This window comes from Nocardioides perillae, assembly GCF_013409425.1.
GTDB lineage: Bacteria > Actinomycetota > Actinomycetes > Propionibacteriales > Nocardioidaceae > Nocardioides > Nocardioides perillae.
The window spans coordinates 2,704,341-2,728,223 of sequence record NZ_JACCAC010000001.1 but is presented as its reverse complement, the minus strand read 5'-3'; the positions used below and the strand labels follow the sequence as shown (position 1 = coordinate 2,728,223).

Below are 23,883 nucleotides of genomic sequence, written 5' to 3'. Positions count from 1 at the left end.
CCTAGACTGGACGCCATGATGCGCCGGATCGACCTGCGAGGTGCCGGGGACCGCCCGGGCGCCCCCCTCGACTACCGGACCGCCGTGCCGCGGGCCGACTTCGACATCGAGGCCGCGATCCCGCAGGTCCACCCCATCTGCGAGGCCGTGCGGCTGCGCGGCGTCGAGGCGATCACCGAGTTCTCCGCCCGCTTCGACGGTGTCGAGCAGACCGAGATCGCCGTGCCCGTCGAGGAGACCCACCGCGCCCTGGAGCGGCTCGACCCCGCGATCCGGGCCGGCCTGGAGGAGTCGATCCGCCGGTTGCGCGCCACCAGCGAGCGCGAGCTCGAGCGCGACGTGGTCACCGACCTCGGCGACGGCGCGCGGGTGACCCACCGCAAGGTGCCGGTCGACCGCGTCGGCCTCTACGTGCCCGGCGGCATCGCCCCGCTCGTCTCCTCCGTCGTCATGAACGCCGTGCCCGCCCAGGTGGCCGGCGTCCGCTCGATCGCGCTGACGTCGAGCCCCCAGGCCGAGCACGGCGGGCTGCCGCACCCGACGATCCTGGCGGCCTGCGCGCTGCTGGGCATCGAGGAGGTCTACGCCGTCGGGGGTGCGCAGGCGGTCGCGATGTTCGCCTACGGTGCCGGCCCGTGCGAGCGGGTCGACCTGGTCACGGGCCCGGGCAACATCTGGACGGTCTCCGCCAAGCGGCTCCTCAAGGGTGTCGTCGGCATCGACTCCGAGGCCGGGCCCACCGAGATCGCGATCCTGGCCGACGACACCGCCGACGCCGCCCACGTCGCCGCCGACCTGCTGAGCCAGGCCGAGCACGACCCGCTGGCCGCGGCCGTGCTCGTGACCCCCTCGGAGGCGCTGGTCGACGACGTCGCCGCCGAGCTCGACAAGCAGGTGGCCGTCACCCGCCACGTCGAGCGCATCCGCACGTCGCTGGGCGGTCCGCAGTCGGCCTTCGTCCTCGTCGACGACGTCGAGCAGGGCCTGCGCGTGGTCGACGGCTACGCCGCGGAGCACCTCGAGATCCAGACCCGCGACGCCGCCGCGGTCGCCGCCCGGGTGCGCAATGCCGGCGCGGTCTTCGTCGGCCCGTGGGCTCCGGTCTCCCTCGGCGACTACTGTGCAGGCTCCAACCACGTGCTGCCCACCGGCGGCTGCGCCTGCCACTCCTCGGGCCTGTCCGTGCGCGCCTTCACCCGCTCGGTCCACGTCGTCGAGTACTCCCGCGACGCCCTGGCCGAGGTGGGCGACCACGTCGTGACGCTCGCCGAGGCCGAGGACCTGCCCGGCCACGGCGCCGCGGTCCGCGTGCGCCTGCAGGACCGGTGAGCGGCGCGGCGAGCGCAGCGGCCTTCCCGCCGCTGCGCGAGGAGCTGCGCGGTCTCGAGCCGTACGGCGCACCCCAGCTCGACGTGCCCGTCCAGCTCAACGTCAACGAGAACCCCTACGGCCCCTCGCCGGAGTGCGTCGCCGACATCGCGGCTGCCGTCGCGGCCGCGGCCACGACGCTCAACCGCTACCCCGACCGTGAGTTCACCGAGCTGCGGACGGCCCTCGCGGCGTACCTCTCCCGCGACACCCTGCCGACCCGCGGCTTCGAGGTGCGCCCGGAGCAGGTGTGGGCGGCCAACGGCTCCAACGAGGTGATGCTGCAGCTGCTGCAGGCCTTCGGTGGGCCGGGCCGCTGCGCGCTCAGCTTCGCCCCGACCTACTCGATGTACCCCGAGTACGCCCGCGACACGGTCACGACCTGGGTGCAGGGGCGGCGCGAGGACGACTTCACCCTCGACCTCGACGCGGCGCGCGCCCAGGTGCTCGAGCACCGACCGACCGTCGTGCTGCTGCCCAGCCCGAACAACCCGACCGGCACCGCACTGCCGCCCGAGGCGGTGGCCGTGCTGTGCGAGGCGGCGGCGTCCTACGAGCCGTCCGGTGTGGTGGTGGTCGACGAGGCCTACGGCGAGTTCCGCCGCGCCGGCACACCCAGTGCGCTGGAGTCGCTGCCCGAGCACCCCAACCTCGTGGTGAGCCGCACCATGAGCAAGGCCTTCGCGCTGGCGGGCGCCCGTCTGGGCTACCTCGCCGCCGACCCGCGCATCTGCGACGCGATCCGCGTCGTGCGCCTGCCCTACCACCTCTCGGCCGTCACCCAGGCCGTCGCGCTGGCGGCGCTGCGCCACGCCCCCGAGCTGCTCGGCAAGGTCGACGAGCTGCGCGTCGAGCGCGACGGCCTCGTCACCTGGCTGCGCGAGCAGGGGCTGGAGGTCGCCGACACGGACGCCAACTTCGTGCTGTGCGGCCGCTTCGCCGACCGGCACGCGGTGTGGCAGGACCTGCTCGAGCACGGCGTGCTCGTGCGCGAGGTCGGCCCGGAGGGCTGGCTGCGGGTGTCGGTGGGCACCCCGCAGGAGATGGAGACGTTCCGCACCGCCTTCCGCCGCGTGCGGGAGGCGGGCACCGCACCGCTGATCGGAGAGCAGCCATGACCAGGACCGCACGCCTCGAGCGCCAGACCAGCGAGTCGAAGGTGCTCGTCGAGGTCGACCTCGACGGGTCCGGGCGCCACGACGTCAGCACCGGCGTCGGCTTCTACGACCACATGCTGACCGCCTTCGCGCGGCACGCGCTGCTCGACCTGACCGTGCGCAGCGACGGCGACACCCACATCGACGCCCACCACACCGTCGAGGACACCGCCATCGTGCTCGGTCAGGCGCTGCGCGAGGCGCTCGGCGACAAGCGGGGCGTGCGCCGCTTCGGCGACGCCACGGTGCCGCTGGACGAGGCGCTGGTGCAGGCCGTCGTCGACGTGTCGGGCCGGCCCTACTGCGTGCACACCGGGGAGCCGGAGGGCCAGGCCTACGTCCAGCTCGGGGGCTCCGGGGTGTCCTACCTCGGCTCGCTGACCAAGCACGTCTTCGAGACCATCGCCTTCCACGCCCACCTCGCGCTGCACGTGCGCGTGCTGGCCGGGCGCGAGCCCCACCACATCGTGGAGACGCAGTTCAAGGCCTTCGCGCGCGCCTTCCGCGACGCGATCGCCCTCGACCCGCGCGAGACCGGGGTGCCCTCCACCAAGGGCACCCTGTGAGCGCTGGGGGCGACCGGCCCTCGGTCGTCGTCCTCGACTACGGCTCGGGCAACCTGCGCTCGGCCGTCCGTGCCGTCGAGCGGGCCGGTGCCGAGGTGACGCTGACCTCCGACTTCCAGGCCGGGCTCGACGCCGACGGCCTGCTCGTGCCGGGCGTCGGCGCGTTCGCGGCGTGCATGGCCGGGCTGCGCGGCGTGCGCGGGCCCGAGCTGATCGGTCGGCGGCTCGCCGGCGGTCGGCCCGTGCTCGGCATCTGCGTGGGCATGCAGGTGCTCTTCTCCACCGGCGCCGAGCACGGCGTCGAGACGCCCGGCTGCGACGAGTGGCCCGGCGTGGTCGAGCGGTTGCAGGCCCCGGTCGTGCCCCACATGGGGTGGAACACCGTCGAGGTCCCGGCCGGCTCGCGGCTCTTCGCCGGCCTCGAGGACGAGCGCTTCTACTTCGTGCACAGCTACGCCGTGCGCGACTGGACCCTCGAGACCCACGGCCGCACCCGACCGCCGCTGGTCACCTGGGCCGAGCACGGCGGCGACCCCGGTGCCGAGGCGACCCGCAGCGGTGAGGCCGGTGCGGGAGCGGCGGGGGCCCCGTCGACGCCCGACCGGTTCGTCGCGGCCGTCGAGAACGGTCCGCTCTCGGCCACCCAGTTCCACCCCGAGAAGTCCGGCGACGCCGGTGCCGCGCTGCTGCGCAACTGGGTCCGCGACCTGTGACCCGCGCGCCGGCCGCGCGCCCGGCGTACGCCCCCTGACCGACCCCGCCCGAAGGAGCCCGCCTCGATGTCCTACCTCCAGCTGCTGCCCGCCGTCGACATCACCGAGGGCCGCGCCGTCCAGCTCGCCCAGGGCGTCGCCGGCTCCGAGCGGGTGTACGGCGACCCGGTGGCCGCCGCGCGCCGCTGGCAGGACGCCGGGGCCGAGTGGCTCCACCTCGTGGACCTCGACGCCGCCTTCGGTCGCGGCAGCAACCGCGCGCTGCAGGCCGAGATCGTCGGCGTCCTCGACATCGACGTCGAGATGAGCGGCGGCATCCGCGACGACGAGTCGCTCGAGGCCGCGCTGGCCACCGGCTGCCGCCGGGTCAACATCGGCACCGCCGCGCTGGAGACGCCCGAGTGGTGCGCCAAGGTGATCGCCGAGCACGGCGACCGGATCGCGATCGGGCTCGACGTGCGCGGCCGCACGCTGGCCGCGCGCGGGTGGACGCAGGAGGGCGGCGACCTCTACGAGGTCCTGGCCCGCCTGGACTCCGAGGGCTGTGCCCGCTACGTCGTCACCGACGTCGACAAGGACGGCATGCTGCAGGGTCCCAACCTGCAGCTGCTGCGCGACGTCTGCGCCGCCACCGACAAGCCGGTGATCGCCTCCGGGGGCGTGACCGAGCTGGCCGACCTCGAGGCGCTGATGGCGCTCGTGCCCGAGGGCGTCGAGGGCGCCATCGCCGGCACCGCGCTCTACGAGGGCCGGTTCACGCTCGAGGACGCGCTCGCCCTGACCAAGCGGGACCACCTGTGAGCCTGGCCGTGCGCGTCATCCCCTGCCTCGACGTCGACGGGGGGCGGGTGGTCAAGGGCGTGAACTTCGAGTCGCTCCGCGACGCCGGCGACCCGGTCGAGCTGGCCCGGCTCTACGACGCCGAGGGCGCCGACGAGCTCACCTTCCTCGACATCTCCGCCTCCCACGAGGGCCGCGCGACCACGATGGAGATCGTCTCGGCCACCGCGGAGCAGGTGTTCATCCCGCTCACCGTCGGCGGCGGGGTGTCGTCGGTCGCCGACGTCGACCGGTTGCTGCGCGCGGGCGCGGACAAGGTGGCGGTCAACACCGCCGCGATCCGTCGCCCGGAGCTCGTGGCCGAGGTCGCCGACCGGTTCGGCAGCCAGGTGCTCGTGCTGTCGGTCGACGCGCGGCGCGCGCCCGGCACCGACTCGGGCTTCGAGGTGACCACGCACGGCGGGCGGGAGTCCGCCGGGCTCGACGCGGTGGCCTGGGCGGCGCGCGCGGCCGACCTCGGCGCAGGGGAGATCCTGCTCAACGCCATGGACGCCGACGGCACCACCGACGGCTTCGACCTCGAGCTCACCCGGGCGGTGCGCCGCGAGGTGAGCATCCCCGTCATCGCCTCCGGCGGCGCCGGCGCCGTCGAGCACTTCGCGCCCGCTGTCGAGGCCGGCGCCGACGCGGTGCTCGCTGCCACCGTCTTCCACTTCGGCACCCTGCGCATCGCCGACGTGAAGGCGGCGCTGGCGGGGGCGGGCCACCCGGTCCGCTAGGGACCCGACCTAGGCTGTCCCGGCGTGCGCGCGCCCGGGGAGACCCTCCGGGGGAGGGCGCACCGGCAGGCGAGGGGGCAGCAGCAGGTGGCAGTGCAGACCGGGGTCGAGGCGGGCGCGGAGACCGGCGCGGAGTCCGGAGCCGAGACCGGAGCCGAGACCGGGCGGCGGCGCTCCTCCACGACGCGCGAGGGCTTCCGCGTCCTGGGCGTCGGCATCCGCCGCGAGCCGTGGATCTTCACCCTCTCCGCCCTCGGCAGCGTGCTCTTCGGGGCACTCACGGTCGCCGACGCCTGGGTGCTCGGGTGGTCGACCGACCACGTCGTGCTCCCCGCCTTCCGCACCGGCGAGGCCGACGCCTCGATGCTCCTCGCCGTGGTCGCGCTCTTCCTGGGCGTCGCCATCCTGCGCGCCGTCGGGATCGTCGCGCGCCGCCTCGGGGCCGGCGTCATGCAGTACCGCATGCAGGCGCACTACCGCCGCGCCGTCACCCGGCAGTACCTCCGGCTGCCGATGGAGTGGCACCACCGCCACCCCACGGGTCAGCTGCTCTCCAACGCCAACTCCGACGTCGAGGCCGCGTGGATGCCGATCGCGCCGCTGCCGATGGCGGTCGGCACCGTGGCCATGATGGCGATCGCGGTCGTGCAGATGCTGCTCGCCGACGTCGTGATGGCCGCGGTCGGCCTGCTCGTCTTCCCCGCCGTCATCGGCGCCAACGTCGTCTTCCAGCGGCTGTCCTCCCCGCTCATGACCCGGGCGCAGCAGCTGCGCGCCGAGCTGAGCGAGATCGCCCACGAGTCCTTCGACGGCGCCGTCGTGGTCAAGACGCTCGGGCGCGAGCAGGAGGAGACCGACCGCTTCGCCGCCACCGCCCGCGAGCTGCGCGACGTGCAGGTGCGCGCCGGCCGGATCCGCGCCGCCTTCGACCCCGCGCTCTCCTCGCTGCCCAACCTCGGCGTCCTCGTCGTGCTGGCCGTCGGGGTCTCGCGGGTCGTGTCGGGCGCCACCGACCCCGGCGACGTGGTGACGGTCGCCTACCTGCTGACGGTCGTCTCCTTCCCGATCCGCTCGATCGGCTGGCTGCTGGGGGAGTTCCCCCGCAGCGTGGTCGGCTACGAGCGGGTCACCCGCGTGCTCGAGGCCACCGGCGCGGTCGAGTACGGCGAGGCCCGGCTTCCGCGCGACGGCGGCGGGGCGCACCTCGTGGTCGAGGACCTCGGCTACACCCACCCGACGACCCACCCGACGACCCACCCGACGACCCACCCGACGGGAGAGGCACCGGCACCCGGCGACGCGCTGCTCGGCTCCGTCTCCTTCGAGGTGCGCCCCGGTGCGACCGTCGCGCTGGTGGGGCCGACCGCCAGCGGCAAGACGACGCTCACCGCCCTGCTGACCCGCCTGGTCGACCCCGACCACGGCCGCGTGCTGCTCGACGACACCGACCTGCGCGACCTGGCCCCGGGCGAGCTGGCCGGCTCGGTGTCGCTCGTGGGCCAGACCGCGTTCCTCTTCGACGACACCGTGCGCGGCAACGTCGCCCTGGGCGCCGACGTCGGGGACGACGAGGTCTGGGAGGCGCTGCGCACGGCCCAGGCCGACGGCTTCGTCGCCGCGTTGCCGCACGGCCTCGACTCACGCCTCGGTGAGCGCGGCACCTCGCTCTCGGGTGGGCAGCGCCAACGCATCTCGCTGGCCCGCGCGCTCGTGCGGCGCCCGCGCCTGCTCATCCTCGACGACGCCACCTCGGCCGTCGACCCCGAGGTCGAGGCCCGCATCCTGGCCGCCCTGCGCGGCGGCTCCGGTGGCGCCACGCTCGTGGTGGTGGCCTACCGCAAGGCCACGATCGGGCTCGCCGACGAGGTCCTGCACCTCGACGGCGGCCGCATCGTCGACCGCGGCACGCACGACGAGCTGCTGCGCCGCAGCCCGGCGTACGCCGAGCTCGTCAACGCCTACGAGGCCGACCACGAGCACGACCGGACGGAGCAGGACGCATGAGCACCTCGACCCGGCCGGGCACCGACACCCGGCCCGCCTCGGCCTCCGGCACCGCCCTCGCGACCGGCGACGAGCTGAAGGCGCTCGAGACCGTGCGGCGCGGCCTGCACCACTCGCCGGAGCTGCGCGAGGGGCTCGGGGTCACGCTGCTGCTGGCGGTGCTCGCGACCGTCGGTCAGGTGGTGGTGCCGATCGCGGTGCAGCAGACCCTCGACCGGGGCCTCGCCGGCCCCGACGGCCCCGACCTCGGCTTCACGGTGCGCATGGGCCTGGTGGCCGCGGCGGCCCTCGTCGGCACGGCCGTGTCGCAGTACGTCATGACCGCCCGCCTCTTCCGCACGGCCGAGCGCGGGCTGGCCACGCTGCGCACCAAGGCGTTCCGCCACGTGCACGACCTGCCGCTGCTGACGCAGAACACCGAGCGGCGCGGCTCGCTCGTCTCGCGCGTCACGAGCGACGTCGACCAGGTCAGCCAGTTCCTGGTCTTCGGCGGCGTCTTCTTGATCATCAGCATCGGCCAGGTGCTGGTGGCGACCGTCGTCATGGTCGTCTACAGCTGGCAGCTGGCGCTCGTCGTGTGGCTCTGCTTCGCCCCGCTGTTCCTCTCGCTGCGGTGGTTCCAGCGCCGGCTCTCCCTCGCCTACGGCGTGGTGCGCCGGCAGGTGGGCAGCCTGCTGTCGGCGATCTCCGAGCCGGTCGTGGGCGCGGAGGTGGTGCGCACCTACGCCGTCGAGGCGCGCACCCAGGCGCGCATCGACGAGGCCATCGACCGCCACCGCGCGGCGTCGACGAGGGCGCAGGGGCTCACGGCGTTCTCGTTCTCCCTCGGCGGCGTCTCCGCCGGCCTCGCCAACGCGGGCGTGATCGTCGTCGGGGTGCTGCTCGGCATCACCGGCGACCTCACCTCCGGCGAGATCCTCGCCTTCGCCTTCATCGTCACGCTCTTCGTCGGGCCCGTGCAGATGGGCACCCAGATCCTCACCGACGCCCAGCTCGCCATCGCCGGGTGGCGCCGCGTCATCGGCATCCTGGACACCCCGGCCGACCTCGTCGACCCCGGTGCCGACGGCAGGGCGCTGCCCCGGGGACCGATCGAGGTGCGCTTCGACCACGTGTCCTTCGCCTACCCCGGCGGGCCGCCGGTGCTGCGCGACGTCGACCTCGCGCTCGCCGCGGGCACCCGCGTCGCCGTGGTGGGGGAGACGGGGTCGGGCAAGTCGACCATCGCCAAGCTGCTGACGCGGCTGATGGACCCCTCCGAGGGCGCGGTGCTGCTCGACGGCGTCGACGTGCGCGACGTGGCGCAGGCCCACCTGCGCCGCAGCGTGGTGCTGGTCCCGCAGGAGGGCTTCCTCTTCGACGACACCCTCGCCGCCAACGTCCGCTACGGCAGGCTGGACGCCACCGAGCAGCAGATCGCCGCGGCGGCCGACGAGCTCGGCCTGGGCGACTGGCTCGCGGGGCTGCCCGCCGGCGTGCACACCCCGGTCGGGCAGCGCGGCGAGTCGCTGTCGGCCGGGGAGCGCCAGCTGGTCGCGCTGCTGCGCGCGCAGCTCGCCGACCCCGACCTGCTGGTCCTCGACGAGGCCACCTCGGCGGTCGACCCCGCGCTCGAGGTGCGCATCGGCCGGGCGCTCGAGCGGCTGATGCGCGGGCGCACCTCGGTCACCATCGCCCACCGCCTCTCGACCGCCGAGGCGGCCGACGAGGTGCTGGTCGTCGACCGGGGCCGGGTCGTGCAGCGCGGCCCCCACGCAGAGCTGGTCGCCCAGCAGGGCGGCGTCTACGCCGGGCTGCACGCGTCCTGGGTGGCCCAGCAGGGCCGCTAGGACCGGGCCCGTCCGCCACCTGGGGCGGGCCGCGATACTGGGGGCGTGAGCACCACTCTCGACCCGCAGGTCGCCGCCCGCCTCAAGCGCACCGACGACGGCCTGGTCGCCGCCGTCGTGCAGGCCCACGACACCGGCGAGGTGCTGATGCTGGGCTGGATGAGCGACGAGGCGCTCGCCCGCACCCTCAGCACCGGCCGCGCCACCTACTGGAGCCGTTCGCGGCAGGAGCTCTGGGTCAAGGGGGAGACCTCCGGTCACCGCCAGTGGGTGCGCGAGGTGCGCCTCGACTGCGACGGCGACGCCCTGCTCGTGCGCGTCGAGCAGGAGGGACCGGCCTGCCACACCGGCGAGCGCACCTGCTTCGACGCCGACCTGCTCCCGCTCGCCGCCGACCCGGCGTGAGCACGTCGCGGCGCCGCACCTTCGGGCGCACCACCCTCCTCGGCCTCGGCGCCGCCGCGCTCGCCGCCGTCGCCACTGCCCGCCCGGCGGTCGAGGTCGGCGGCGTCGACGGCACCGACGGGGCGCTCGTGCGGCCCCCCGCCACCGACCTGCCGCTCCCGCAGGCGCTGTCCCTCGTCGTCCTCGCCGCCTGGGGGGCGATGCTCGTGCTGCGCGGCCGGGTGCGCCGCGCCGTCCTGGCGCTGGGGCTCCTGGCGGCGCTGGGCGCGGCGGTGGCGCTCGGCGCCGGCCTGCCCGGCCTGACCGCGCGCGTGCGCGAGCCCTACGTCGCGGCCGGCGCCGGCTCGCCCGACGTCTCCGTCACCGGGTGGTACGCCGCGGCGTGGGTCGCCACCCTGCTCTCCGTCGCGCTGTTGGCGGCCGCGGTCGCGTGGGTGCCCCACTGGCCCGAGATGGGTGCGCGCTACGACGCACCGAGCGGTGCACCCGGTGCCGCCCCGGCACCTGCCGCCGCCGCCCCGGCTGCGCCGCACGGCGGCGACGCACAGCACGGCCAGGACGGCCAGGACGGCCAGGACGGCGTGGCCGGAGCGGACGGAGCGGGCGGCGTCGACGGCGCGGTCGACGGCGACGCCCAGCGCGCGCTGTGGCGCGCGATCGACGAGGGCCGCGACCCGACGGCCGACCCGGCCCCCTAGACTGGCCGCGGCCCACCGGCCCCCACCGACACCGCACAACCCGAGGAGCCCGCCCGCCATGTCTGCTGACAGCCACGGCAACACCCCCGCAGCCTGGACCGCCGTCGCGGTGGCCCTCGCCGGCTTCCTGGTGGGCAGCATCGGCCTGATGTTCGACCCGGTGAAGATGCCGGTCTTCTGGGTCGGCGTGGCGCTCGGCGTGGGATCCCTGGTCGTCTTCGCGGTGATGGTCAAGCTGGGCCTGCACGGTGGCTCGAGCGCCAACTCCGCCGCGGGCGCCCGCTCCGGCGACCACTGAGCCGCTCCCCGTCCGCTGGCCCCGGGTGAGAGACTGGGGGCCGAGGCGGCCCCGCCGCGCGCACCGCGCGCCCGGCCGCCGCGTGGCCGGCAGCGTCGCCGCCCTCGCGACCGACGTCCACCCGTGGAGGGGAGCCCCATGTCCGTGCCCTCGGTGCTCGACGACATCGTCGCGGGCGTGCGGGAGGACCTCGCCGCCCGCGAGGCGCGCACGCCGCTGCGCGAGCTGAGGGCGGCCCTCGCCGACGCCGACGCGGTGCGCGACCCGCTGCCGCACCTGCGCGCCTCCACCACCTCGGTCATCGCCGAGGTGAAGCGCCGCAGCCCCAGCAAGGGCCACCTCGCCGACATCCCCGACCCGACGACGCTCGCCGCGGCCTACGCCGCCGGCGGGGCCGCCGCGATCAGCGTGCTCACCGAGCAGCGCCGCTTCGGCGGCAGCCTCGACGACCTGCGGGCCGTGCGCGCCGCGGTCGACGTGCCGCTGCTGCGCAAGGACTTCGTGGTCGCCGACTACCAGGTCGTCGAGGCCCGCGCTGCCGGCGCCGACCTGGTGCTGCTGATCGTGGCGGCGCTCGACGACGCCTCGCTGCGCCGGCTGCACGACCTCGTCGGCGAGCTCGGCATGACCGCGCTGGTGGAGGTGCACGACGAGGCCGAGACCGAGCGGGCGGTCGCCCTGGGCGCCGAGCTGGTCGGGGTCAACGCCCGCAACCTCAAGACGCTCGACGTCGACGCGGGCACCTTCGGCCGCCTCGCCCCGCTGGTGCCCGCCGACCGGGTCCTGGTCGCCGAGTCCGGCGTCACCGGCCCCGACGACGTCGCCCGCTTCGCCGCCGAGGGCGCCCGCGCGGTGCTCGTCGGAGAGGCGCTGGTCCGCGACGGCGACCCCGCCGCGGCCGTGCGCGCCATGACCGGCCTCCCGGTCCGCACCCCGAGCCCCACCGCAGGAGGGACCCTCGCATGACCCAGGTCGCACCCGGACCCGCAGGCCCGACCGCACCCGCGGCCCGAGGCCGCTTCGACGCCGACGAGCGCGGCTACTTCGGCGACCCGGCCCTCGGCTGGGGCGGCCGCTTCATGCCCGAGGCCCTGGTCGCCGCGCTCGACGAGCTCACCGACGCCTGGCACGACGCGATGGCAGACCCGGGTTTCGTCGCCGAGTTCGAGGCCGTGCTGCGCGACTACGCCGGCCTGCCGAGCCCGCTCTACCACGCCGAGCGCCTCAGCCGGCAGGTCGGCGCCCGCATCCTGCTCAAGCGCGAGGACCTCAACCACACCGGCGCCCACAAGATCCGCAACGTGCTCGGTCAGGCGCTGCTGACCAAGCGGATGGGCAAGACGCGCGTGATCGCCGAGACCGGCGCCGGGCAGCACGGCGTCGCGAGCGCGACCGCCGCGGCCTACTTCGGGCTCGACTGCACCGTCTACATGGGCGCGGTCGACACCCGCCGCCAGGCCCTCAACGTCGCGCGCATGCACCTGCTCGGGGCGAAGGTCGTCGCGGTGGAGTCCGGCAGCGCCACGCTCAAGGACGCGATCAACGAGGCGCTGCGCGACTGGGTCGCCAGCGTCGACCACACGGCGTACCTCTTCGGGACCGCGGCGGGCCCGCACCCCTTCCCCAGCATGGTGCGCGACTTCACCCGCGGCATCGGCGACGAGGCGCGCGCACAGTGCCTCGAGCAGTACGGCGTGCTGCCGGACGCCGTCGCGGCCTGCGTGGGCGGCGGGTCCAACGCGATCGGCCTGTTCGCGGCGTTCCTGGACGACGAGGACGTGGAGGTGTGGGGCTTCGAGGCCGGCGGCGACGGGGTGGACACCCCGCGGCACGCCGCGACCATCGTCGGGGGCAGCTCGGGCGTGCTGCACGGCGCCCGCACCTTCGTGCTGCAGGACGACGACGGCCAGACCCGCGAGTCCCACTCGATCTCGGCCGGGCTCGACTACCCCGGCGTCGGGCCCCAGCACGCCCACCTCGCCGCCACGGGCCGCGCCACCTACGAGCCGGTGACCGACGCCGAGGCGATGGAGGCGATGGCGCTGCTGAGCCGCACGGAGGGGATCATCCCGGCGATCGAGACCGCGCACGCCGTGGCCGGCGCGATCCGCGTGGCGACCCGCCTCGCGGCGGAGAAGGGCCCCGACGCGACGGTGCTGATCAGCCTGAGCGGTCGCGGTGACAAGGACATGGGCACCGCCATCGAGTGGTTCGGCCTCGGCCAGCCCGACGCGGCGGAGGGCCGGCCGTGACCGGGTCGGCGACCGGGTCGGCGGCCGCCTTCGCTCGCGCCCGGGCCGAGGGCCGCGCGGCGCTGGTGGGCTACCTGCCCGCCGGCTTCCCCGACGTGGCGGGCTCGGTCGAGGCGCTGCGCACCATGGTCGACGCGGGCTGCGACGTGCTCGAGATCGGCCTGCCCTACAGCGACCCGGTGATGGACGGCCCCACCATCCAGGCCGCCGCCCAGCAGGCGCTCGAGGGCGGCACCCGCACCCGCGACGTGCTGCGCGTCGTCGAGGCGGCTGCGGAGACCGGCACGCCCACCCTCGTCATGACCTACTGGAACCCCGTCGAGCGCTACGGCGTCGAGCGCTTCGCCGCCGACCTGGCCTCCGCCGGCGGGGCCGGGCTGATCACGCCCGACCTGACGCCCGACAGCGCGCCGGAGTGGATCGCGGCCGCCGACGACCACGGGCTGGACAAGGTCTTCCTGGTCTCGCCCTCCTCGACCGACGCCCGCGTCGCCATGACGACCGCCGCCTGCCGCGGCTTCGTCTACGCCACCGCGGTCATGGGCGTCACCGGCGCCCGGGCCACCACCAGCGACCTCGCAGCACCGCTGGTCGCGCGCACCCACGCCACGACCGACCTGCCCGTCGGCGTCGGGCTCGGGGTGAGCACGGGCGACCAGGCCGCTGAGGTCGGCTCGTTCGCCGACGGCGTCATCGTGGGCTCGGCCTTCGTCCGGGCCCTGCAGGACCACCCCGACGACCTGCCCGCCGGGCTGGCCGCGCTGCGCACCCTCACCGAGGACCTCGCCGGAGGCGTGCGGCGCGCGGTCCGGACCCCCCAGGAGCCGGCCCGTGCGTGAGAGCCGTCCGCGTCGCACCCACGCGCGTGCCCTGGTCGCCGCGCTGGCCGCGGCCGTGCTCGCGACCGGCTGCGCCGCCGGTGCCGAGGAGGCCCCGGCCGCGCTCACCGGCGCCGTCCACGCGCCGTACGCCGTGCCCGCGACGTCGCTCGTCGACACCGCGGGCGAGCCGTGGTCCTTCGCCGAGGACGCCACGGCCGACCTCACGCTGGTCTTCTTCGGCTACACGCGGTGCCCCGACGTCTGTCCGGCGGTGATGTCGACGGTCGCCGCGGCCCTCAACCGGCTCGACGAGGCCGACCGCGAGCGCGTCGAGGTGGTCTTCGTCACCACCGACCCCGCGCGCGACACCGGCCCGGTGCTGCGCGACTACCTCGACCGCTTCGACCCGTCGGCCACCGGCCTGACCGGCGAGCTCGACGAGGTGGTCGCCACCGGTGAGCCGCTCGCCGTCTACGTCAGCGACGGCCAGCGACTGCCCAGCGGGGGCTACGACCTCGAGACCCACTCGACCCACGTCACCGGGGTCCTGCCCGACGGCACCTCGCCGATCCTGTGGACGCAGGACGTCTCCGCGGCCGACCTCGCCGCCGACGTGCAGGCGCTGCTCGGCGACGACGCCGAGGCGCTGCTCGAGGACGGGCTGGCCTCGTGAGCGGGCTGCTGGTCGCGGGGCTCGACCTCGCGCAGAGCGCGGTGCTGGACCTCGCGCAGAGCGCGGCGCTGCTGCCCGCGAGCATCCCGAGCCCCTCGCAGGGCACGTGGGAGCTCGGGCCGGTGCCGCTGCGGGGCTACGCCTTCTCGATCATCCTCGGCGTCGTCCTCACGATCTGGATCGCCGACCGCCGCTGGGTGGCCCGCGGCGGCACCAGCGGCGAGATCGGCGACCTCGCGGTGCTCGCGGTGCCGCTCGGCCTCGTCGGCGGCCGGCTCTACCACGTGCTCACCGACTGGCAGCTCTACTTCGGCGAGGGCCAGGACCCCGTCACCGCGCTCTACGTGTGGCGCGGCGGGCTCGGCATCTGGGGCGCCATCGCCGTCGGTGCCCTGGCCACCGCCTGGGGCGCGCGACGCCGCGGCATCAAGGTGCTGCCGCTGCTCGACGCCCTCGCGCCGGCGGTGCTGGTGGGCCAGGCCGTCGGGCGCTGGGGCAACTGGTTCAACCAGGAGCTCTTCGGTCGGCCCACCGACCTGCCGTGGGGCCTCGAGATCGACCCGGCCTACCGGCCGTCGGCCTACCTCGACGAGACCACCTTCCACCCGACGTTCCTCTACGAGTGCCTGTGGTCGCTCGCCGCCTTCGCGGTCGTGGTGTGGCTCGACCGGCGCCTGCGCCTGGGGCACGGCCGCGTCGCGGCGCTCTACGTCATGGCCTACACCCTGGGCCGCGGCTGGATCGAGACGCTGCGCATCGACGACGTGCAGATGGACGACGTGCTGGGCCTGCGGCTCAACGTGTGGACCTCCGTCCTGCTCTTCTGCGCGGCGGCCGCCTGGTTCGTGCTCGCGGGCCGTCGCAGCGGGGCCGGGGGCGGCCGCGAGGAGGAGGTCTACCTCCCCGGCCGTGCGCCGCTCCGCGACGACGAGCAGCTGCAGGACGAGCCGGGCAGGTGAGCCTCACCTTCGGTGAATTCCGCGCCGTGCCTGCCTAGGCTCGACGCGTGACCACCACCGAGGCCCCGCGGATCGACCACGAGCACCCCGACGTCACGGGCGGGTGGCTGCGCCCGGCCGTCTTCGGCGCCATGGACGGCCTGGTCTCCAACGCCGCCCTGATCGCCGGCGTCGCCGGCGGCACGCGCGGTGCCGCCGACTCCTCGGCCGTCGTCCTCGCCGGCCTGGCGGGCCTCGCAGCGGGCGCGTTCTCGATGGCCGCGGGGGAGTACGCCTCGGTCGCCAGCCAGTCCGAGGCCGCCGAGCGCGAGATCGCGGTCGAGCGCCGCGAGATCGAGCGCAACGGCCCGGCGGAGGAGTCCGAGCTGGCCGCGATGTACGTCGCCAAGGGCCTCTCACCCGAGCTCGCCGCCGAGGTCGCCCGCGAGATCCACCGCGACGTCGACAACGCGGTGGCCGTGCACGCCCAGGAGGAGCTCGGCGTCGACCCCGACGACCTCGCCTCGCCCGCGGTCGCCGCGGGCTCCTCCTTCGCGGCCTTCGCGGTGGGTGCGGCGGTGCCGGTGCTGCCCTACGTGCTCGGCCTCGACAGCCTGCTGCTCGCCGTGGTCCTCACGCTCGTCGCCCTGTTCGCGTGCGGCGCCGTGGTCTCGCGGGTCACGAGCCGCTCGTGGTGGTACGGCGGGGGACGCCAGGCGCTCCTGGGCGGGCTCGCCTTCGCCGCGACGTACGCGGTGGGCACCGCTGTCGGCACCGCGGTCTAACGCCGCCCCGGGCCGTCCGGGGCCGCTCCGGGTGTGACGTCCGTCCTCTCGCCGAGGACGGGTCCGCCGGCGCCCGGGTGGTAGCCTCGACCTCTGCTAGGGCCAACGCCGTCCCCTGCCGCCATGCATCATCACTCGTCCGGGCCCTCCTGCGCCCCGACGCTGACGACGACGGGAGAATGCCCGGTGACGCTCCACTCCGCATTCCCGCCGCCGCAAGGGCTCTACGACTCGGCGCACGAGCACGACGCGTGCGGTGTGGCCTTCGTGGCGACCCTGACCGGCGAGGCCAGCCACGACATCGTGCGCAAGGGCGTGAAGGCCCTGCTCAACCTCGACCACCGCGGCGCCGCCGGCGCCGAGCCCAACTCCGGTGACGGCGCGGGCATCCTGATCCAGGTGCCCGACGCCTTCCTGCGCGAGGTCGTCGGCTTCGAGCTGCCCCCGGCCGGGGCCTACGCGGTCGGCACCGCCTTCCTGCCCGGCGAGGCCGACCACGTCGCCGACACCCAGCGCCGCATCGAGGAGATCGCCGCGGAGGAGGGCCTCGAGGTCCTCGGCTGGCGCGACGTGCCCGTCGAGCCGGCCCCGCTCGGGCGGACCGCCCTCGGCGTCATGCCGACCTTCCGCCAGGTCGTCGTCGCCGGCGCCGGCGCGCGGGTCACCGGCCTGGGCCTCGAGCGGCTCGCCTTCGTCCTGCGCAAGCGCGCGGAGCGCGAGACCGACGTCTACTTCCCGTCGCTGTCCTCGCGCACCCTGGTCTACAAGGGGATGCTGACCCCCGAGCAGCTCGACGTGGTCTTCCCCGACCTCACCGACGAGCGGGTGACCTCGGCGATGGCCGTCGTGCACAGCCGCTTCTCGACCAACACCTTCCCGAGCTGGCCGCTGTCGCACCCGTTCCGCTACATCGCCCACAACGGCGAGATCAACACCGTGATGGGCAACCGCAACTGGATGCGGGCCCGCGAGGCGCTGCTGGCCTCCGACCTCATCCCGGGCGACCTCGAGCGGCTCTTCCCGATCTGCACGCCGGGCGCCTCCGACTCGGCGTCCTTCGACGAGGTCCTCGAGCTGCTGCACATGGGCGGGCGCTCGCTGCCCCACGCGGTGCTGATGATGATCCCGGAGGCGTGGGAGAACCACGCCGAGATGGACGCCGCGCGCCGCGCCTTCTACGAGTTCCACTCCACCGTGATGGAGCCCTGGGACGGGCCGGCCTGCGTGGTCTTCACCGACGGCTCGCAGATCGGCGCGGTCCTCGACCGCAACGGCCTGCGCCCCTCCCGCTACTGGGTCACCGACGACGGCCTCGTCGTGCTCGCCTCCGAGGTCGGGGTGCTCGACATCGACCCGGCGACCGTCGTGCGCAAGGGCCGGCTGCAGCCGGGCAAGATGTTCCTGGTCGACACCGACGAGCACCGCATCGTCGAGGACGAGGAGATCAAGGCCGAGCTCGCCGCCGAGCACCCCTACGACGAGTGGCTGCACGCCGGGCTGATCCACCTCGACGACGTGCCGCAGCGCGAGCACGTCGTGCACACCCACGCCTCGGTCACCCGCCGTCAGCAGGTCTTCGGCTACACCGAGGAGCAGCTGCGCGTGCTGCTCACCCCGATGGCCAACACCGGCGCCGAGCCCATCGGCTCGATGGGCACCGACACCCCCATCGCGGCGCTGTCGGACAAGCCGCGACTGCTCTTCGACTACTTCAGCCAGCTCTTCGCGCAGGTGACCAACCCGCCGCTCGACGCCATCCGCGAGGAGCTCGTCACCTCGCTCAACGGCTCGATCGGACCCGAGTCCAACCTGCTCGAGCCGCAGCCGGCCTCGTGCCGGCAGGTCGTCCTGCCCTTCCCGGTCATCGACAACGACGACCTCGCCAAGATCCGCCACATCAACCGCGACGGCGACATGCCGGGCTTCATCACCCACGTCGCCCGCGGCCTCTACGAGGTCGAGGGCGGCGGCGAGGCGATGGCGCGCCGCCTCGACGAGATCTGCGCCGAGGTGTCGCAGGCGATCGCCGACGGCGCGCGCATCATCGTGCTCTCCGACCGCCACTCCACCGCCGAGCTCGCGCCCATCCCGTCGCTGCTGCTCACCGGTGCGGTCCACCACCACCTGGTGCGCGAGAAGACCCGCACCCAGGTCGGGCTGCTGGTCGAGGCCGGCGACGTCCGCGAGGTGCACCACGTCGCGCTGCTGGTCGGCTACGGCGCGGCCGCGGTCAACCCCTACCTGGCGATGGAGTCGGTCGAGGACCTCGCCCGCGAGGGCTACTACGTCACCACCGAGCCCGAGCAGGCGGTCGCGAACCTGGTCAAGGCGCTCGGCAAGGGCGTGCTCAAGGTGATGTCCAAGATGGGCGTCTCGACCGTCGCGTCCTACACCGGGGCGCAGATCTTCGAGGCCGTCGGCCTGGCGCAGTCGGTGGTCGACCGCTACTTCACCGGCACCACCTCCAAGCTCGGCGGCGTCGAGCTCGACACCATCGCCGAGGAGGTCGCGCGCCGCCACGCTGCGGCGTACCCCCGCTCGGGCGTGCGCGACCCGCACCGCGAGCTGGAGATCGGCGGGGAGTACCAGTGGCGCCGCGAGGGCGAGCCGCACCTGTTCGACCCCGAGACCGTCTTCCGCCTGCAGCACTCCACGCGCGCGGGCCGCTACGACGTGTTCAAGCAGTACACCCAGCGCGTCGACGAGCAGTCCGAGCGGCTGATGACGCTGCGCGGGCTCTTCCGCTTCAAGGACGCCGAGACGGCGGGCCGGGCGCCGGTGCCGATCGAGGAGGTCGAGCCGGTCTCGGAGATCGTCAAGCGCTTCCAGACCGGCGCGATGTCCTACGGCTCGATCAGCCAGGAGGCCCACGAGACCCTCGCGGTCGCGATGAACCGCCTCGGCGGCAAGTCCAACACCGGCGAGGGCGGCGAGGACTCCGAGCGGCTCTACGACCCCGAGCGCCGCAGCTCGATCAAGCAGGTCGCGAGCGGGCGCTTCGGCGTCACCTCGGAGTACCTCACGAACGCCGACGACATCCAGATCAAGATGGCGCAGGGCGCGAAGCCCGGCGAGGGCGGCCAGCTGCCCGGCCACAAGGTCTACCCGTGGGTGGCCAAGACCCGGCACTCGACGCCGGGCGTGGGGCTCATCAGCCCGCCGCCGCACCACGACATCTACTCCATCGAGGACCTCGCCCAGCTCATCCACGACCTGAAGAACGCCAACCCGTCGGCCCGCGTCCACGTCAAGCTCGTGGCCGAGGTCGGGGTCGGCACGGTCGCGGCGGGCGTCTCGAAGGCGCACGCCGACGTCGTGCTGGTCTCCGGCCACGACGGCGGCACCGGCGCCTCGCCGCTCACCTCGCTCAAGCACGCCGGCGGCCCCTGGGAGCTCGGCCTCGCCGAGACCCAGCAGACGCTGCTGCTCAACGGCCTGCGCGACCGCATCGTCGTGCAGACCGACGGTCAGCTGAAGACCGGCCGCGACGTCGTCATCGCGGCGCTGCTCGGCGCCGAGGAGTACGGCTTCGCGACGGCACCGCTCGTGGTCTCCGGCTGCATCATGATGCGGGTCTGCCACCTCGACACCTGCCCCGTGGGCGTCGCGACGCAGAACCCCACGCTGCGCGAGCGCTACACGGGCAAGGCCGAGCACGTCGTGAACTTCTTCGAGTTCGTGGCCCAGGAGGTGCGCGAGCTGCTCGCCGAGCTGGGCTTCCGCACGCTCGACGAGGCGATCGGCCGCGTCGACGCCCTCGACGTCGCCCGCGCCGTCGAGCACTGGAAGGCCTCCGGCCTCGACCTCACCCCGGTGCTGCACCAGCCTGCGCTGCCCGAGGGCGCCGCGCTGCGCAACACCACGACGCAGGACCACGGCCTCGACAAGGCGCTCGACAACGAGTTGATCGCCCTGGCCGCCCCGGCCCTCGAGCGCGGCGAGCCGGTGCGCGCCCAGCTGCAGATCCGCAACGTCAACCGCACCGTCGGCACGATGCTGGGCCACGAGGTGACCAAGCGCTACCGCGCCGAGGGCCTGCCCGAGGGCACGGTCGACCTGACCTTCACCGGCTCGGCCGGCCAGTCCTTCGGCGCGTTCCTGCCGCGCGGCATCACGCTGCGCCTCGAGGGCGACGCCAACGACTACGTCGGCAAGGGGCTCTCGGGCGGTCGGGTGGTCGTCCGCCCCGACCGCGCCGCGGGCTTCCGCGCCGAGGAGCAGGTGATCGCCGGCAACACCATCGCGTACGGCGCCACGTCGGGGCAGGTCTTCCTGCGCGGCGCCGTGGGCGAGCGGTTCGCCGTGCGCAACTCGGGTGCCTCCCTGGTCACCGAGGGCGTCGGCGACCACGCCTGCGAGTACATGACGGGCGGCCGCGTGGTCGTGCTCGGCCCGACCGGGCGCAACATCGCCGCCGGCATGTCCGGCGGCGTGGCCTGGGTGCTCGACCTCGACGAGGGTCGCGTCAACCGCGAGCTCGTCGAGCTGCGCCCCGTCGTCGACGACGCGGCCGCGGAGCTCGAGTCCCTGGTGCGCCAGCACCAGGAGGAGACGGGCTCGACGGTGGCCGAGGAGCTGCTGGCCGACTGGCCCGCCGCGCTGGCCCGCTTCACCGAGATCATGCCGACCGACTACCGCAAGGTGCTCGAGGCGAAGGCCCAGGCCGAGCAGGCCGGCCTCGACGAGGACCAGACGGCCCACGCGATGATGGAGGCACTCCATGGATGAGCGCAGCGAAGGAATGAAGGGGGTGGCAGAGCATGGCTGACCCGAAGGGGTTCCTGAAGGAGGGGCGCAAGGGCGCGCCCCGTCGACCCGTCGACGAGCGGGTCAACGACTGGGCGGAGGTCTACCCCGACGGCGTCGGGCGGGCCCTGCTCCCGATCATCACGCCGCAGGCCGGACGCTGCATGGACTGCGGCATCCCGTTCTGCCACCAGGGCTGCCCGCTCGGCAACATCATCCCCGAGTGGAACGACCTGGTGTGGCGCGACGACTGGGAGGGCGCGATCGAGCGCCTCCACGCGACCAACAACTTCCCGGAGTTCACCGGTCGGCTCTGCCCGGCACCGTGCGAGACCGCCTGCGTGCTCGGCATCAACCAGGACCCGGTGACGATCAAGAACGTCGAGGTCTCCATCGCCGACAAGGCGTGGGAGTCGGGCTTCGTGCGCCCGCAGCCGCCGGAGTGGCTCTCGGGCCGCACGGTCGCCGTGGTCGGGTCGGGCCCGGCCGGCCTCGCGGCCGCCCAGCAGCTGACCCGGGCGGGCCACACCGTCGCGGTCTACGAGCGCGCCGACAAGATCGGCGGGCTGCTGCGCTACGGCATCCCCGAGTTCAAGATGGAGAAGAAGCACCTCGACCGGCGCCTGGACCAGATGCGCCGCGAGGGCACCGTCTTCCGGGCCGGGGTCGACGTGGGTGGTCAGCTGACCGGGCGCGAGCTGCGCGAGCGCTACGACGCGGTCGTCCTGGCCACCGGCTCGACGGTGCCGCGCGACCTGCCCGCGCCCGGCCGCGAGCTCGCCGGCATCCACCAGGCGATGGACTTCCTGCCGCAGGCCAACCGCAGCGCGCTGGGGGAGCAGGTCGAGGGCCAGGTGACCGCGGCCGGCAAGCACGTGGTCATCATCGGCGGCGGCGACACCGGGGCCGACTGCCTCGGCACCTCCATCCGCCAGGGCGCGGCCTCGATCACGCAGCTCGAGATCATGCCGCGCCCGGCCGAGGAGCGGCCGAGCTCGCAGCCGTGGCCGACCTACCCGATGACCTTCAAGGTCAGCTCCGCCCACGAGGAGGGCGGCGAGCGGGTCTACGCCGTGTCGACCCAGGAGTTCCTCGGCGACGACGCGGGCCACGTCCGCGCGCTGCGCATCGTCGACGTCGAGATGGTCGACGGCCGCTTCCAGGAGGTGGAGGGCAGCGCCCGGGAGATCCCGGCCGACCTGGTGCTCTTCGCCATGGGCTTCACGGGCCCGGAGCCGACCGGCCTGCTCGAGCAGCTCGGCGTCGAGCTCGACGAGCGCGGCAACGTCGTGCGCGACGCGGCCTACGCCACGACCGTCGAGGGCGTCTTCGTCGCCGGCGACGCCGGTCGTGGGCAGTCGCTCATCGTGTGGGCGATCGCCGAGGGCCGCGCGGCGGCCGCGGCGGTCGACGAGTTCCTCACCGGCAGCACGGCGCTCCCGCGCCCGGTCGCACCGACCGACCGCCCCCTCGTCGCGGGCTGAGCCGGCCAGCCTCACGGCCCACCTGCAGGGTGGGCCGTGAGGCGTCGCTCGCTACCGGGGAGTACGTCCCAGTCACCGGGACGACGGGCGGCCGCCGCCCCTTTGATCGATCCAACGTGAGCTAGGGTGGAGCACGTGCGGAGAGCCAAGATCGTGTGCACCCTGGGCCCGGCCACCTCCTCGGAGGAGCGGATCCGCGAGCTGGTCCACGCCGGCATGGACGTCGCCCGGCTCAACATGAGCCACGGCACCCACGCCGACCACGCCCGGGCCTACCGCACCGTGCGCCAGGCCGCCGACGAGACCGGTCACGGCGTCGGCATCTTCGCCGACCTGCAGGGCCCCAAGATCCGGCTCGAGACCTTCGCCGACGGGCCGGTCGAGCTGCGGGCGGGCCAGACGTGGACCATCACCACGCGCGACGTCCCGGGCGACGCCGAGGTCGCCGGCACGACGTACACGGGGCTGCCGGGCGACGTGAGCCCCGGCGACCCCATCCTCGTCGACGACGGCAAGGTGCGGCTGCGGGTGACCGCGGTCGAGGACACCGACGTCGTGACCGAGGTGGTGGTCGCCGGCACGGTGAGCAACCACAAGGGCATCAACCTGCCGGGCGTCGCGGTGTCGGTGCCGGCGCTGTCGGAGAAGGACGTCGAGGACCTCCGCTTCGCGCTGTCGCTCTCGGTCGACTTCGTCGCGCTGAGCTTCGTGCGCAACGCGGCCGACGTCGAGGACGTCCGCCGGGTCATGGACGAGGAGGGCGTGCACGTCCCGGTCATCGCCAAGATCGAGAAGCCTCAGGCGATCGACAACATCGACGGCATCGTCGACGCCTTCGACGGCCTCATGGTGGCCCGCGGCGACCTCGGCGTGGAGTGCCCTCTGGAGGACGTGCCGTTCTTGCAGAAGGACATCATCGGTCGCGCCCGCCGCATGGCGAAGCCGGTGATCGTCGCGACCCAGATGCTGGAGTCGATGATCTCGGCGCCCGCGCCCACCCGCGCGGAGGCCTCCGACGTCGCCAACGCCGTGCTCGACGGCGCCGACGCGGTGATGCTCTCCGGCGAGACGTCGGTGGGTGCCCACCCCGTCGGCGCGGTCGAGACGATGGCGCGCATCATCGCGGCCACCGAGGAGCACGGGCTGCAGCACGTCTCGGAGATCCCGTGGAACCCCCGCACCCGCAGCGGCGTCATCACCAAGGCCGCGGCCGAGGTGGGGGAGCGGGTCGGCGCGAAGTACCTCGTCGCGTTCACCCAGTCCGGGGACTCCGCGCGGCGGCTGTCGCGGCTGCGCGCCACCACCCCGATCCTCGCCTTCACCCCGCTCGACAGCACCCGCTCGCAGCTGTCGATCACCTGGGGGGTCGAGACCTTCAAGACCGACCCGGTCGAGCACACCGACCAGATGGTGCGCCAGGTCGACGAGGCGCTGCTGCAGATCGGCCGCGTCGAGCAGGGCGAGCTCGTCGTCATCATCGCGGGCAGCCCGCCGGGCATCCCGGGCTCGACCAACGCGCTGCGCATCCACCGGATGGGCGACGCCATCAACGGCGTCGCGCCGGCCTACCGCCGCCTCTGAGCGAGC

At 74.5% G+C, this 23,883-nt stretch carries 20 protein-coding genes; all 20 read left to right on the top strand.

All coding sequences use genetic code 11. The features are described from left to right. Positions 1 to 15 precede the first annotated feature (15 nt). The 20 genes from hisD to pyk all read left to right on the top strand — a co-directional run bounded on the left by hisD (position 16) and on the right by pyk (position 23,877). Positions 16 to 1,329, top strand: coding sequence for a histidinol dehydrogenase (gene hisD / locus BJ989_RS12695; RefSeq protein WP_179518506.1), 1,314 nt, complete (start codon positions 16 to 18; stop codon positions 1,327 to 1,329). Further along, positions 1,326 to 2,486, top strand: coding sequence for a histidinol-phosphate transaminase (locus BJ989_RS12690; RefSeq protein ID WP_179518505.1), 1,161 nt, complete (start codon positions 1,326 to 1,328; stop codon positions 2,484 to 2,486). The genes hisD and BJ989_RS12690 overlap by 4 nt, the downstream gene beginning before the upstream one ends. Continuing rightward, positions 2,483 to 3,091: an imidazoleglycerol-phosphate dehydratase HisB gene (hisB, locus tag BJ989_RS12685; protein WP_179518504.1), complete on the top strand. Its 609-nt coding sequence runs from the start codon at positions 2,483 to 2,485 to the stop codon at positions 3,089 to 3,091. The genes BJ989_RS12690 and hisB overlap by 4 nt, the downstream gene beginning before the upstream one ends. Then, complete coding sequence (gene hisH / locus BJ989_RS12680; RefSeq protein ID WP_179518503.1) at positions 3,088 to 3,804, top strand: imidazole glycerol phosphate synthase subunit HisH; 717 nt, start codon at positions 3,088 to 3,090, stop codon at positions 3,802 to 3,804. Before hisB ends, hisH begins: the two co-directional genes overlap by 4 nt. Before the next feature lie 66 nt (positions 3,805 to 3,870). Then, complete coding sequence (gene priA, locus BJ989_RS12675) at positions 3,871 to 4,605, top strand: bifunctional 1-(5-phosphoribosyl)-5-((5-phosphoribosylamino)methylideneamino)imidazole-4-carboxamide isomerase/phosphoribosylanthranilate isomerase PriA (RefSeq protein WP_179518502.1); 735 nt, start codon at positions 3,871 to 3,873, stop codon at positions 4,603 to 4,605. Beyond that, on the top strand, positions 4,602 to 5,363 hold the full coding sequence (hisF, locus tag BJ989_RS12670) for an imidazole glycerol phosphate synthase subunit HisF (RefSeq protein ID WP_179518501.1): 762 nt from the start codon (positions 4,602 to 4,604) through the stop codon (positions 5,361 to 5,363). Before priA ends, hisF begins: the two co-directional genes overlap by 4 nt. Before the next feature lie 204 nt (positions 5,364 to 5,567). Next, entirely contained in the window at positions 5,568 to 7,367 is a 1,800-nt protein-coding gene (locus tag BJ989_RS12665; RefSeq protein WP_218849407.1) for an ABC transporter ATP-binding protein, read from the top strand. Beyond that, on the top strand, positions 7,364 to 9,196 hold the full coding sequence (locus BJ989_RS12660; RefSeq protein WP_179518500.1) for an ABC transporter ATP-binding protein: 1,833 nt from the start codon (positions 7,364 to 7,366) through the stop codon (positions 9,194 to 9,196). The genes BJ989_RS12665 and BJ989_RS12660 overlap by 4 nt, the downstream gene beginning before the upstream one ends. Before the next feature lie 45 nt (positions 9,197 to 9,241). Next, entirely contained in the window at positions 9,242 to 9,601 is a 360-nt protein-coding gene (hisI, locus tag BJ989_RS12655; protein WP_179518499.1) for a phosphoribosyl-AMP cyclohydrolase, read from the top strand. Next, positions 9,598 to 10,299, top strand: a complete 702-nt coding sequence (locus BJ989_RS12650) for a Trp biosynthesis-associated membrane protein (RefSeq protein WP_179518498.1) — start codon at positions 9,598 to 9,600, stop codon at positions 10,297 to 10,299. The genes hisI and BJ989_RS12650 overlap by 4 nt, the downstream gene beginning before the upstream one ends. Positions 10,300 to 10,357: 58 nt before the next feature. Further along, positions 10,358 to 10,597 (top strand): HGxxPAAW family protein, encoded by a 240-nt coding sequence (locus BJ989_RS12645; protein WP_179518497.1) that lies wholly within the window; start codon positions 10,358 to 10,360, stop codon positions 10,595 to 10,597. 138 nt (positions 10,598 to 10,735) lie between these two features. Beyond that, entirely contained in the window at positions 10,736 to 11,563 is an 828-nt protein-coding gene (trpC, locus tag BJ989_RS12640) for an indole-3-glycerol phosphate synthase TrpC (protein ID WP_179518496.1), read from the top strand. Beyond that, positions 11,560 to 12,849: a tryptophan synthase subunit beta gene (gene trpB, locus BJ989_RS12635; protein ID WP_179518495.1), complete on the top strand. Its 1,290-nt coding sequence runs from the start codon at positions 11,560 to 11,562 to the stop codon at positions 12,847 to 12,849. The genes trpC and trpB overlap by 4 nt, the downstream gene beginning before the upstream one ends. Continuing rightward, the gene (trpA, locus tag BJ989_RS12630) at positions 12,846 to 13,688 is read left to right on the top strand and encodes a tryptophan synthase subunit alpha (protein WP_179518494.1); all 843 of its coding nucleotides are present in this window, start codon (positions 12,846 to 12,848) and stop codon (positions 13,686 to 13,688) included. The genes trpB and trpA overlap by 4 nt, the downstream gene beginning before the upstream one ends. Then, entirely contained in the window at positions 13,681 to 14,343 is a 663-nt protein-coding gene (locus BJ989_RS12625) for an SCO family protein (RefSeq protein ID WP_343049336.1), read from the top strand. The genes trpA and BJ989_RS12625 overlap by 8 nt, the downstream gene beginning before the upstream one ends. Continuing rightward, complete coding sequence (lgt, locus tag BJ989_RS12620) at positions 14,340 to 15,302, top strand: prolipoprotein diacylglyceryl transferase (protein ID WP_343049335.1); 963 nt, start codon at positions 14,340 to 14,342, stop codon at positions 15,300 to 15,302. The genes BJ989_RS12625 and lgt overlap by 4 nt, the downstream gene beginning before the upstream one ends. A gap of 47 nt (positions 15,303 to 15,349) precedes the next feature. Next, positions 15,350 to 16,066, top strand: coding sequence for a VIT1/CCC1 transporter family protein (locus BJ989_RS12615; RefSeq protein WP_343049334.1), 717 nt, complete (start codon positions 15,350 to 15,352; stop codon positions 16,064 to 16,066). 186 nt (positions 16,067 to 16,252) lie between these two features. Next, entirely contained in the window at positions 16,253 to 20,794 is a 4,542-nt protein-coding gene (gene gltB / locus BJ989_RS12610; protein ID WP_343049333.1) for a glutamate synthase large subunit, read from the top strand. A gap of 32 nt (positions 20,795 to 20,826) precedes the next feature. Beyond that, the gene (locus BJ989_RS12605) at positions 20,827 to 22,296 is read left to right on the top strand and encodes a glutamate synthase subunit beta (RefSeq protein ID WP_179518492.1); all 1,470 of its coding nucleotides are present in this window, start codon (positions 20,827 to 20,829) and stop codon (positions 22,294 to 22,296) included. A gap of 135 nt (positions 22,297 to 22,431) precedes the next feature. Then, the gene (pyk, locus tag BJ989_RS12600) at positions 22,432 to 23,877 is read left to right on the top strand and encodes a pyruvate kinase (protein ID WP_179518491.1); all 1,446 of its coding nucleotides are present in this window, start codon (positions 22,432 to 22,434) and stop codon (positions 23,875 to 23,877) included. The last annotated feature ends 6 nt before the right edge of the window (positions 23,878 to 23,883 follow it).